This is a genomic window from Bacillus methanolicus (assembly GCF_028888695.1).
Classification (GTDB): Bacteria; Bacillota; Bacilli; order Bacillales; family Cytobacillaceae; genus Bacillus_Z; species Bacillus_Z methanolicus_B.
In genome coordinates, this window is record NZ_PNFF01000001.1 from 877,991 (window position 1) to 890,465 (window position 12,475).

Consider the following 12,475-nt stretch of genomic DNA (forward strand, 5'->3'; position numbering starts at 1 on the left):
ATCCGTTTGGCTCCGTTTGTCCTCTTACGCAATTTTTATGCGAAAGGGGATTTTTTATTATGCGGAAAAGAACAGGATTAAACCGCCGTTTCAAAAGGGAAGCAAGTACCAGTACAACTGCGTACACCATGACGGAGATGTTCGAGGAATTTATGCTGATTAAGAAAGGCGAAGGATTGGCTCGTCGAACCATCGCGGAGTATTACGAAAATTACAAGTATTTCAAAAATTACGTTGGACGTGAATTGTCGGCGGAAGAAATGACTACGGAGTTATTCGTCGGTTGGATTGAGTACATGCTCGAAGAAATGAACTACGCGCCCGCCACCGTCAACATTCGCGTGCGCACCATGCGGGCTTTTGTGCGGTATTGTTACGAAGACAAGCAGTGGATTAACGAGCCAATACATAGGCGGTTCAAGCCGATCAAAGCGCCGATTGATGTAGTAGAATCGTTCACGCCCGAAGAGTTTCGTAGGTTAATTGGCGCTATGGATGAAACGACTTATACCGGATTCCGCACGAAAGTTGTCGCATTCGTCTTACTCGACACTATGGTTCGCGTCGGCGAACTCGTAAGCATGAAGCGTCGCAACGTCGATTTTAAGGCTATGAGTATTCTACTTGAAGCCGAGGACACGAAACCGCGCAAGGCTCGTTATGTGCCAATTTCGCCAAGGACTGCGAAGCTTTTAGGTGAATACATGGCGGAAACAGAGGACTTCGGCAGTGAATACGTATTTCTTACGTACGAAGGCGAGCGTATAAGTGAATCGACTGTGCGCGAAGATTTGAGAGTCGCTGGTAAAGTTGCGAAAATTACGGACAAGCGTGTAAGTCCACATACGCTAAGACATACAGGCGCTTTGTTTTACATTTTAAACAACGGCGATCCGTTTAGTTTACAGAAGATACTCGGACATTCGCACATGAATATGGTGCGCCGATACGTGCAGATGACGAATAATGACGTACAAAATCAGCACAGCGCACACTCACCATTGAATTACGTGTTTAAATAATAAATAAAAGCGTCAGCAATTTGGATAATGTCCCTGCTGACGCTTTTATATGTTATTCTTTGATGTCCATTTTTATAGAACTTGAGGGAGGTGAAAAAGGCATTAAAAAAGACAATGCTCATGCATCGTCTTCATTGTCTTCAACTAAAACCAATAACTCTGGTAGATCAATCCCTAATACTTCACAAACTCTTCCAATTGTATTTCGTTGATACTGTTTAGTTTCATCATTGTATAACCGTCTTAATGTTTCAAACGGCAATTCTGTTATTTCAGCAAACTGTCTTATGGAGATGCCTCTCTCATCTAATATTTTTTTTAATTGTGACTTAACTCGTAATCCCATAATTTATTCTCCTTGTCTTTATTATCTTTGTATTTATTATAACAAAAAATCGACTACGAAAAGTAGTAAAAAAATCTGAAAATAACTACAAAATGTAGTTGACAACATAAAGTAGTCATAATATAATCAAAGTAACAACGAAACGTTGTCAAAAATCATATTAAAAAGGAGAGTAAAACCATGAACCAAAGTATGATGAAAACAACAGCAACAGAAAAAGAATATCTAGTTTTTGCTGACGTTAAAATGATAATTTCAAGGAAGATTCAAGCAAATAGTGAAGATGAAGCCCTATTTATAGCAACTAATAACATCAATGACACGACATTAAAAGAGTTACGTTTACAGGATGGATATAAATTGTATCTCAAGCATGAAAACGGTGAAGTAGTAGAACCAAGTGTTGTAGATTTTTCCATCGAAATCACAAGCATTGATGAGGAATATTAAAAAAATTTATAGTAAGTATTTGCGGTACTTACTACCAAATTGAGGTTGCTTAAAGTTTTTCAATATTTATTTAGGGAAATTCGGCTTAAAATTGATGATAAAAAAGTTGGAAAAACTTAAATATTTTTTCCAGAAGATATTGTCTTATTGAATAAGACATGTTATATTTGTCTTACTGATAAGACAAGGTGATGACAACAATGATCGGACTAGAATTTATTTGTAAAACTTTTCAAATCGAATATAAAAAATTAGCCGAAATATTAGGCATTACGCCACAAACAATCAATTCTTGGTTAAGAGGAAAACGAAAAATTTCGAAGGATAAATTGAAAAAGCTGTCTGAGTATTTCCAGTTGCCTGAAGAATATTTTCAACGAGAATTATTTGAAGACGAAATGCGTGACATCTCAAAAATATATCTTGAAAGAAAGTATGATACCGAAATTGAATTTCTCGAAAACAAACGACAATCAATTAATGAACGATTCGATTTAAATGACATGAACGAACTGATATTAAATTTATACAGAAAAGTAATATTGCAATCAGAATCAGAGCCAGATATGAGGTTTAAGATGAGTTTAATTGAAAATCTTCTATATCTCTTATTAGAAGGAGAAGATGGAAGAGAAGTAAGCGTATTGTGGGAAGTAACTGATATCATGCTTGAGGGAAATAAAAAATTTATTGATGAATTAGAAAAACTTACAGGGAAGTATCTCTGATTAAGATTAATATATTTGCTCCTTGACAACTAAATAATAATTCTAAAAAACCACTTGAAGGTCAAACTTTAAGGAGGTGTTGCCATTGATTGTATGATAGGTCGCTTGTAGGTCTGATTTTCGGTTAAAAAAAATTTAACAATCTAAGGAGGAATTTTAAAATGAGAGGAAAACAAGCTTATATTTCATGCGGTAAATTATTTATGTCACCTAACGAAGTTATTGAGTATTTGAAAAGTGAGATTAACAATAATAAGGATGAATTTTTCAATTTTCCTCAAGTGCTATCGGGTGAGTTTTTTGGGTCTTACGATAATAAAACGAAAAGCTGGAATGGAAGATTTATCGATGAAGATGGCTGGGAAAGTATTATTAAAAACAACGAAATAACTGAAATGTATGAACCGGTAGACGAAGAATGCGATTGTGAATTTGAAATCGAAAAAGATTATATAAATTCATTTGCTGAATTTATTAAATTATTAAATCAAGGTAAAACGGTATGGTTTGATCTTGAAGATGGCATGGGTTCCTTTGAAATTAACGAAGACAATAAAATTGTAATGCATATAGCAAATGAAGATGACGAGCATACATTAGTTGAAATTAAATCTCTAGACACTCTAAAAGACATGTACAAAGAAAGCTTAAATCAAATGGGTTTATACGTTTCGTCAAATCTAATTGGATGGGCAAAATAAAATTGGGAGGTTTAACAATTGTTGCATATCTATAACGATTATTTCCTAATCACCTGGGATGATATTGATAAATATGTGGAATTTTTAAACCAAGATACGGGACAAGCATTAGTTGATGAATATGCAAAAGGATTAAACAACTCAAATTAAGGAGGCGTGTATAGTGGAAAAAGAACATTACATCAACATTAAACAAGATGAGTTTAATAAATTTGAAGAATTATTCTTAAATTACCGTTACGAATCTGAAAGAATGGAAAATGTTTTATGCGGGTTTCTACAAGACCATAATTTAGGAACACTTTTTCTTAATTGGTTAAAGCAACAAAAAATACAATCTGAATCAGATGATATGATTAATGAAGTTTACGGTGATATTGACGAGTTAATTAAACGATTCAATTATTATTTTTCAAATACTTAAATAATAAAAAAATTTCCAATTTCATTTGCCAAAATGATATAAATTGATATAATATAGTATTGTAGGATAATTTTACCCAAATGACAAATAGACCTTCTTTTATTGCTGTCTTAATAAGGAGGTCTGGTTTCTTATTCTCTATTTTATTGTACAGATAAATCTCTATTTAACTTGATTAAATTTTAACATTGGCAAAAGTAAATGTCAATACAAAAAGAGCATTATCTGAACTGAAAGGAGGTGAGAAAAATGAAAACAACTTCAGAATCTTTCAAGAGTATTCGGAGCAAGATTCAAGATACAATGAAAAAGAAAGGAATTACTTATGAGGAGATTCTTAGATCAATTAAAAAATCGAAATAGTAGTCTTAAAGACTTGAAGGGAGAATGAATTTAAAATGAATGAATACCAAAAAAAGAAACAAGTCAAAGAATTTGTTAACACTTTAAATCAAGCTATTGAATTTACAAATAACATCAAACAATTTGCTAAAGATAACCATGCAAGCACGAGGGAAGTAATTCTTAATAGTAATTTACCTATCGGCCTGAAGATTTCTTCCATCAGGCTTATTAATGCAGTCGAATACAGACAAGAGCTTAAAAAGAGATTGTGGGAGGATAAAGTAAATGAATAAAAAACAACACCAATTTTTCTACTGTTACAATAAGAAAGTGTCTGACTTTCTAAAAGAGCAAGGAGTCGAATGTATTACGGTAGCCAAAGATATCAAGAAAGACCAAATATTTAGCTTATACATTATCGATGATAAATTGCAGGCTGCTTTGGATGCTTATGATGAGTACTATTCGAAGGGAGATAAGGTAAATGAATAATCGTAATTATTTTTTCTGCTACAATAAGAAGGTTTCTGATTATTTGAAATCAAAAGGAATTGACTACATAACTGTTGCGATTGAGCCGAAATCACAAAGAATGTTTTCCTTGTACTATATCGACGATGACAATAAATTACAGAAAGCATTAGAAGAATATAAACAACAATAATAATCATTTAACTAAATTCTCCAATACATAATCTTAAAAATAATCGGAGGGAATAAAATCATGAATGAAAATAATCAAAAAACGGTTTTTACGGAAGAAGAAGCTATTAAAATAACAATTGAGCATGGATATGATGGGGCTGAATTTCAAACGTCCGTATGGAAACAAAGAGGATGCTTAAAAAACAACGGAACACTAAAAGCACTAATAAGCAAATTAGAAACAATATATAACAATGTTGAAATGATTGGAAATGGTAAAAAGAGACAATACATATTAAGTGACAAAAAAGATAAGGTAACTGAAAGAACATTTAATTATAAAGGGTCTGTTGCAACTGTTAAAGATGAAATAATGAAAGAATACATCTTTAATCAACTAACGAAATTTAATCATGAACTTAAACAATCTTATAAAGGTTGGGCTAGGGTATTAGGTTTTTGTGATCCTGATTCATTATCAGCAGAAGAAATGATTGAAACAATTAAAGAATTACATTCTGGTTTCCCGGTGCTCTATAACCCGAAAGAGGTTGTAAGTATATTCATTCAGACATTAGACATAAGAAATAAAGATGTAATTGAAAAATCTTTTCAACGTCTGCAAAAAGAAGAACGAATAAATGTAAAAGAAGTTTATATTTTCAAGACAATTGAAGGTGAATATGAGGAAGTATGGTTAGAAACATACCAAGATGCAGAAGAATCTTTAAGAGATTTTTTAGAATCAAAGGATGTATCTTATTATGCTTATATTCAATCTGTAAGTAGCTTCCACAAGTCAAACAAAATGAAAGAAATTATTAAAGAAGTTGAAGAATATCTTTCAGAACAGTTTGGCATTAAATATTTTTTCAAGTCATTTAGGGTTAAAGTATTAGACCCTACAATAAAAAAGGAAGTAACGAAGGACGAATTTAATCAGGCATATTTTCAACGATTGATTAAGTTATCTCAAAATAGACAAAATAAAGTGGATTATAAACAATCCCCTATATTTTGGAAAAGGTTTTATTTACTTAACACTCTAACACTATTAGATTATATGAATGTTAGTGGAATTGATGAATTGCTAAAAGAAGAAAAGAAGAAATATTCAACTAAAACAGATGAATATTCAATAGATTATTCAATTTATTTATTTGAATTAAAAGAAGAAAGAGAAAAAAGACGGCATACATTCGGAAATATTTAATATTTATTTTTTGTCCCCAACCCAAACCATTAATATAAATATCATTAATTATATACTTTGGATTGGGGACAAAATGAAAAAATTAAATGAGCGATGTGAGGGGGTGTGGGGGTGGTGGATCGCAGGTTCTATAACTTTTGTGAAGTGACGCAAGGAACGGAACAAAAGTTATAGAAGATGGTGTCTAGCACCCCCACTTATTACATCTTATTTAATTGGATTAAATCGTATTGAAGGGAGAATGATGTTGATGGAAATAAATACAAAAAATAATAATGTTTATATCATGAGCTTGGAGGCTGCAGATATTTATTCTCATATGACAAGAGGGAGCTACATTAAACGTGATTATGTTGGAATGATTCCTTATTCTTTAGAATTGATCAAATTGAAAAAAGAAGGATTAAGGATAATCAACAGCAAGAAACATCCTAAGAAAGATATTAGCAATGATATTATCAACGTGAAGTTTAAACAAAAATTAAAATCAGCAGACCAATTAATTAAAGAGTATACCCAAAAAATTGAAGAGTCTACTGATGAAGATTATAAAAATAAATTAAATAACTATATAGAGTATATAAAAGCTGAATCGGAAGAGAATAGTGAAAATTGGATTGAAGTTAGCAATACAGAATTAAGAAAACGGTTATATACAGAAGGTTTTACAATTACTAATGCTGACGGATCAAAAGTAAAGTATGTAGTTTACAAGCGTTCTAGTGCAAAAAGTCGCACAGGTCAATGCTTGTTTATTAAAGAGGAACTTTATGACACTATGATTAATTGGAGTAGAATGAATCTTCCGTTAAAAGAAAATGACGAAATTGATTTAGCCGGATTGTTAGCTTATGAGTCATTAGTTACTTCATCGATCGAAGATATTATCAAAATTGAACCAGAATCAATATTGATTGTTGATGATGTTAAATCTTCTTTTAATGAAGTATGTAATGTAGTTTCAACAGGTGAAGATGGTTATTTGGATAGTATTAAAAAAGAGGTTGAGATTACCAATGAACTCTTTGATGGGGAAGCATTATTGGATAGTTGCTTATTTAAAGAAGGGCAATCTATGATGTTGTTAAGAAATCACATGTTTAAGGCTGCTGCATTTGCTACCAATCTTCAAATGTTCTTCAAAGAATATGCTAAGGATAATGGTATTGATTATGAAAACTGGTATCTAAATAATATGTTTGGTGAATCAATGAAAGTAACTGATATTAAGATGATTATTAATCCTTCTTGCCTCAAAGCGTTTAAATTTAGTCATATAATCGGTGAAAATAAAGATATGTGGGCTTGGTGGAAGAAGGTAGTTAAAGAAGATGGTTCTCTTTTTGGGATCTGTAAGCATGAGAAGCCGACTAAACGTGGATTTTTGAATGATAAACCACTTCAACAAACAAGTTATCAGATGCTAAATTCATTGCCTGCTAATGAAGAAGATATTAAAAAACTGAGTAAATTTGAACGTAATTACATAATGCAGTTGAAAAATGATGATGAAACATTTATCAAATACATAGAAAAAGAAGCTAATACCGTTAATGCAAATAAAATGTTTGTTGATTTGTATAGAAAAAATAAGGATATAGTTAGAACAAAAGTATTTAGAGAGTTTAGATCAAAAACAATTAGTGATTATGTAAGATATGTCAAACGTGGTAAGGTTAGATTGATTGGTGATTATGCAGTGATGTTCGGCAATCCATTGGAATATTTGTATCATGCAGTTGGTGAGAAAATTACAGAACCTTTAGCACTTAAAGAAAATGAAATATATACAACAATGTTTGATTTTGGTAAGGAATTGGTGGCATTTAGAAATCCACATACGTCACAATCGAATGTTTTAATCGTAAAGAATACATACAATAAACAAATTGAAAAATACTTTAAATTAACACCTAATATTGTAGCAGTTAATACGATTAAATTCAATCTGCCAAATATTTTGAGTGGTTCAGATTTTGATTCGGATACGGTAGTTTTGTTTGATAATGAGGATTTACTCGAATTGGCTAAGAAATGTTTTGGACATTATAAGGTTTGTGTAAATGAGGTTAAAAGTAAACCAAAAAATTATAAATTAAATGTCCACGATATGTTTGAAATTGACAATCAATTATCTGATTCTCAAAGATTCATTGGTGAAGTAGTTAATGTTGGACAGTTAGCATTATCATTGTATTGGGATAAGTTTCATAATGGAATGAAGCCAAATGATAAAAAAATGAAAGAATTGTTAAAGAAAGTAGATGTAATGACTATTCTTTCTGGTATTTGTATTGATCTTGCGAAAAAATTCTATGATATTGACATTGCAAAAGAAATTAAACACGTTAGATGTCAATTGGATTTAAAAGAAGATGATGATATTGCAATGAAACCTAACTTCTGGAGATTTGTGACAGATAAGAAAAATAAGAAAAGTAATAAGAATAAGAAAAAATATACACATTATGATTGCCCGATGGATTACCTATACGATGTGATGAGTTTTGAGAGAATGAAAGAAAAAGATCCAATTAATTTTTCTGATTTACTCATCGAAAAGAATAAAGAAAAATCTAACCGTAAGCAACGACAAAAGATTAAAGCATTGGTTGAAGAAATGTATTCTGATATTGCTAGAATAAAGTCAAATGGTGGTGAAAAGAATGAAGTAAGCAATAAAGTGGAAGATATTACTAATATTTATCTAGCAAAGATCGGTAAATTAAAAGTTAAACCAGAGACAATGTACAATACACTGAGAGAAATTGATGATGAAAGTAGTATCGCAATTAAACTATTAAATGTTATGCATAGGACTCAACATGATGTATTTATGAATGCTTTCATAGAGAAATAAAAAAGTCACGATAAATTTTTAATAGAGTCGCTAAAATCCTTATTTTTCAAGGGGTTTGGCGACTTTTTCTATTAATCTAAAGTTCTGCTAATGGTAGAGAGCAGAGACTGTAATGCGAAGACTAGTCATTGTGTCGCAGCGCTGAACACGGAAGGTGAAGTAGGTGACTTTCTCTGCTTGTTTTTATTTTTTTAAAAAATAAATATAATATCCCATTTATATCATACCATACCAAACAGAAAAATCAAGCATAAATTAAAAATTTTTTCCTAAAGTTGCAACGGTCGTCTAAATTGATTTTAACAATGCTTCTCCCTCATTGTTTTTATTGATTTGGGCGACTGTTGGAGCTTTAGAATGCCATGTCGGGAGACACGCATCCATTAAAAAATCATAAGGGAGATGAAGTTTAATGTGAGCAAAGAACAATTAATACATAAGAATTGTGAACATAAGGGAAATGTAGAACGGCAGGAAAATGTGGAGATTGTAAAAAATCAAAGAAAGCCTAGATTGAAATACATAGTTGATCAATACGGTGTGGTTTTAAGCGTCAAGAAAGTTTTTTAATACATAACTTTTAGTCACTCAGTATGGGTGTCTTTTTTATTTTCATGACAATATTTAGGGGGAAGTTAAAAAATGGGAGAAGTTTTGAATTTTGAAGAATTAAAAGAGAAAGGTGAAATGACACCAATTCCGGGATTTAGCCCAGAAAAATATCTTTGTCATTGTCCAAGTGGAAATGTCTACAGTTTAGTTTCAAATCGCTGGTTGCTTCAGGATGCTAAGGGGACTGGTGACGATAATCAGTATCTCATGACCACTTTAAGAGGACTAGATGGAAAAGACCATCATGTTTATTTGCATCAAGTTGTATTTTCAAGTGCATCAGGTATGACATTAAAACAATTAAAGAAAACTTATGGATCATTGTTGGAAATAGACCATATAGATGGTAATCCTCGAAATAATAGTATTGAAAACTTACGATTAACAACAGGAAAAGGAAATAAGGGTAGAATTAACCGTAAAGGTAAAAAGAATCGATTAACATTGGAAAATGCCATTAAGGTTCGTGAAGAATTTAAAAATTGGACTAAAGGGAAATTGGAGTTTTATGCTGAAAAAGCTAAAGAATATGGAGTTTGTAAAAGAGTTATCCAGAATGCTATTTTAGGTGTTTCGTATAGGGTTGAAGGAAATAATACATAATTTTACATACTGCCTCATTAGTATTAAACTACTAATGAGGTGATTTTGTTTGGAAGATAAATTAATACTTAGAACAAACGAATTAGATAACGCTATAGATTATTTAGAAAAAGCAGCATATTACTTTAATAACAGAAATGATAGTCATTGGTTTAAATGGTTAATGATTTCTTTGCATGGCGCATTATATGGTTTTGGTGTTTGTGCAATTAAAGGGACAAATCCTAGTTTGAGAGTATTGGATGAACTCAGTAAAAAGCAGATTAGAGAAACTTTACCTTTATTAAGTGAAAGGTATTTAGGATTTGATCAAGCGATATCAAAAGATCATCAGGAAATATTAGCCGATGAACATATGCTTATAGTATTAAAAACACTGGCTGAAAATAATCTTAATAAAATTTGGGATGTTTTAGATAAGTGTGAAGACCCAGACTATATGTTGCAAAACACAGAAAGTAAAGTACTAAAGAGAACACCTAAGCAGATTAAAGCTATAGAAAAATTGATTAACTACAGAAATGATTTTGCTCATTTTAAACCAAGAGCACTTTCCGTAATTACTTCAAGTGAAGAATGGATTATTGAAGAAGTTATTACAGTTATTAAGTTTCTTGCACTTGAATCTGGAAATATTTTTTATTTTGAAGAGCATTCCTGTAATGAAGAAATTTGAGGTTTGAAACAAAAAGAGCCCTCTTGGTATAGTACAGGGTGTCAATACATTGACCCCGAATTAATAAGTTGCCAAGGAGGACTCAATAATGAATTATACTCAAAATCGAAAAATCTCGCAAATCACACCATCAACATTAATAATCGGCATTGATATTGCCAAAGACAAACACGTGGCACGGGCACAAGACGATCGAGGAATTGAATTTGGAAAACGCTTGATCTTTGAAAATCGCATACATGGTTTCCAAATGCTTTTAGATTGGGTGAATCGACACCAAAAAGAAAATGATAAGAACCATGTGATTTTTGGGGTTGAACCAACCGGGCCCTACTGGTTAAATCTCGCTTATTTCCTTACCGCAAAGGGCTATGACTTTGTGCTAGTCAATCCGATGCATGTAAAGAAAAGCAAAGAGCTTGATGACAACTCTCCAACAAAAAACGATACAAAAGACGCCAGAGTGATTGCACAGCTGATTAAAGACGGCCGATACTCCGTACCAAATCTCTTAGACGGCATTTACGCGGAACTAAGAGAAGGCGTCAAAATAAGAGATCAGCTCACTCAACAGCTTGCCATCACAGAAGGACGTATTCAAAATTTGATTCAACGTTATTTTCCGGAGTTTTTCGATGTTTTCGGGGATTGGGAAGGAAAAGCAGCTCTTTGCACGCTAAAACTGTTTCCATTTCCTTCTCAAATTAAAGAAATGACACCTGAAGAGATTCTCTCAAAGTGGAAGCCATTTGTACAACGAGGAGTTGGAATGAAGCGAGCAACGAAACTAGTGGAAACGGCCAAAAAGAGCATTGGAATTCAAATCGGGATTCAGTTTGCCAAACGTGAAATGGAATATCTGATTGACCAATATGAGCTTTATCAAACGCAGTTGGAAGAGTTGGATCAGGAGCTAGAAGCTCTTGTAGAAACGATCCCAGGTGCTAAGCAAATGATGAATATTTCTGGGTTAGGTGTTACAACAGTCGCTCTATTCTTCGCTGAAGTGGGTGATCTCACAAAGTACAGTCACCCTCAGCAATTAGTTAATCTGGCAGGCCTTTCATTACGTGAGCATAGTTCTGGAAAATTTAAAGGACAAACCAGAATAACGAAACGGGGACGAAGCAGGCTGCGTAAAGCTCTGTACCTAGCGATTCGGCCACTCGTTGCCCATAATCCAACTTTTAAAGCTTTACATCAATACTATACAAAACGATCTGAAAGGCCTTTAAAAAAGCAACAGTCTCTCATCGCTTTGTGTTGTAAGCTATTACGTGTCTTATTTGTCATTGGTCAAAAACAGTGTGAATTTGATGGTTCAAAATTATTGCAAGGCTTGCCTCAAATTACATTACAAGTTGCTTAAACCGATTTATTAACCAATTTGTTAATCAAATTACTATCGAATACTTCAAGTATTTCTAAAGACAAACACCAATAGTGCCGAGTCGGAGTTTATTTTTACCATACGGGCTTATGACCCAGCTGAGGAGCTTATCCGACCTCCACCTCATGGATACGCAGGACGAAGGAATGTATGGATCCCAATCCGGTGATACATGGGAGGGTTAGCGACCGTGAGATGAGTGGAGATTTTGCGCACGGTCATAACTGTTATTACCAAACAATACCAGTTTGGTTGGTAGAATGGCCCCCCATCTGTAAGAAATTTAAATAAATTCAATTTATAACCATGATTTTCGGTGGATCAACTATTAGGTGTTAATGAAATTTAGAGAAAACGTGAGTATTCGGGAGAATTTTAAAGTATATAGAGGGAGGATATTAAAGATAAAGTTAAGAAACTTCTTGAACAGTTTTGAAATAAATTGGATTACAAAACTACT

15 protein-coding genes are annotated in these 12,475 nt (G+C 32.6%); 14 read left to right on the plus strand and 1 reads right to left on the minus strand.

The window, feature by feature from the left end; genetic code table 11:
• Window positions 1-59 precede the first annotated feature (59 nt).
• Window positions 60-1,022, plus strand: coding sequence for a tyrosine-type recombinase/integrase (locus tag C0966_RS04445; protein WP_274853995.1), 963 nt, complete (start codon window positions 60-62; stop codon window positions 1,020-1,022).
• A gap of 118 nt (window positions 1,023-1,140) precedes the next feature.
• On the opposite strand, the gene C0966_RS04450 is transcribed toward C0966_RS04445, so the two are convergent.
• On the minus strand, window positions 1,141-1,368 hold the full coding sequence (locus tag C0966_RS04450) for a helix-turn-helix domain-containing protein (protein WP_274853996.1): 228 nt from the start codon (window positions 1,366-1,368) through the stop codon (window positions 1,141-1,143).
• Between the two features lie 180 nt (window positions 1,369-1,548).
• On the opposite strand from C0966_RS04450, the gene C0966_RS04455 reads away from it, so the two are divergent.
• The 13 genes from C0966_RS04455 (at window position 1,549) to C0966_RS04515 (ending at window position 11,994) form a co-directional block, all read left to right on the plus strand.
• Window positions 1,549-1,818 carry a hypothetical protein gene (locus tag C0966_RS04455; RefSeq protein WP_274853997.1) on the plus strand — a complete coding sequence of 90 codons (270 nt, stop codon included), beginning with the start codon at window positions 1,549-1,551 and terminating at the stop codon, window positions 1,816-1,818.
• Between the two features lie 200 nt (window positions 1,819-2,018).
• A complete protein-coding gene (locus C0966_RS04460) occupies window positions 2,019-2,546 on the plus strand; it encodes a helix-turn-helix domain-containing protein (RefSeq protein WP_274853998.1) in 528 nt (175 codons plus the stop codon).
• Window positions 2,547-2,707: 161 nt separating this feature from the next.
• On the plus strand, window positions 2,708-3,247 hold the full coding sequence (locus C0966_RS04465) for a hypothetical protein (protein WP_274853999.1): 540 nt from the start codon (window positions 2,708-2,710) through the stop codon (window positions 3,245-3,247).
• 18 nt (window positions 3,248-3,265) lie between these two features.
• Window positions 3,266-3,397, plus strand: a complete 132-nt coding sequence (locus tag C0966_RS04470) for a hypothetical protein (protein ID WP_274854000.1) — start codon at window positions 3,266-3,268, stop codon at window positions 3,395-3,397.
• Window positions 3,398-3,410: 13 nt separating this feature from the next.
• Window positions 3,411-3,671: a hypothetical protein gene (locus C0966_RS04475; protein ID WP_274854001.1), complete on the plus strand. Its 261-nt coding sequence runs from the start codon at window positions 3,411-3,413 to the stop codon at window positions 3,669-3,671.
• A gap of 398 nt (window positions 3,672-4,069) precedes the next feature.
• Window positions 4,070-4,309 carry a hypothetical protein gene (locus C0966_RS04480; RefSeq protein ID WP_274854002.1) on the plus strand — a complete coding sequence of 80 codons (240 nt, stop codon included), beginning with the start codon at window positions 4,070-4,072 and terminating at the stop codon, window positions 4,307-4,309.
• Window positions 4,302-4,508, plus strand: a complete 207-nt coding sequence (locus C0966_RS04485; protein WP_274854003.1) for a hypothetical protein — start codon at window positions 4,302-4,304, stop codon at window positions 4,506-4,508. The genes C0966_RS04480 and C0966_RS04485 overlap by 8 nt, the downstream gene beginning before the upstream one ends.
• Window positions 4,501-4,680, plus strand: a complete 180-nt coding sequence (locus C0966_RS04490) for a hypothetical protein (protein WP_274854004.1) — start codon at window positions 4,501-4,503, stop codon at window positions 4,678-4,680. Before C0966_RS04485 ends, C0966_RS04490 begins: the two co-directional genes overlap by 8 nt.
• 60 nt (window positions 4,681-4,740) lie before the next feature.
• A complete protein-coding gene (locus C0966_RS04495; protein WP_274854005.1) occupies window positions 4,741-5,874 on the plus strand; it encodes a hypothetical protein in 1,134 nt (377 codons plus the stop codon).
• Between the two features lie 250 nt (window positions 5,875-6,124).
• Window positions 6,125-8,734, plus strand: a complete 2,610-nt coding sequence (locus C0966_RS04500; RefSeq protein WP_274854006.1) for a hypothetical protein — start codon at window positions 6,125-6,127, stop codon at window positions 8,732-8,734.
• Window positions 8,735-9,376: 642 nt separating this feature from the next.
• Complete coding sequence (locus C0966_RS04505; RefSeq protein ID WP_274854007.1) at window positions 9,377-9,949, plus strand: HNH endonuclease; 573 nt, start codon at window positions 9,377-9,379, stop codon at window positions 9,947-9,949.
• 49 nt (window positions 9,950-9,998) lie between these two features.
• Window positions 9,999-10,625, plus strand: a complete 627-nt coding sequence (locus C0966_RS04510) for a hypothetical protein (RefSeq protein ID WP_274854008.1) — start codon at window positions 9,999-10,001, stop codon at window positions 10,623-10,625.
• A gap of 88 nt (window positions 10,626-10,713) precedes the next feature.
• On the plus strand, window positions 10,714-11,994 hold the full coding sequence (locus C0966_RS04515; protein WP_274854009.1) for an IS110 family transposase: 1,281 nt from the start codon (window positions 10,714-10,716) through the stop codon (window positions 11,992-11,994).
• Window positions 11,995-12,475: the final 481 nt, after the last annotated feature.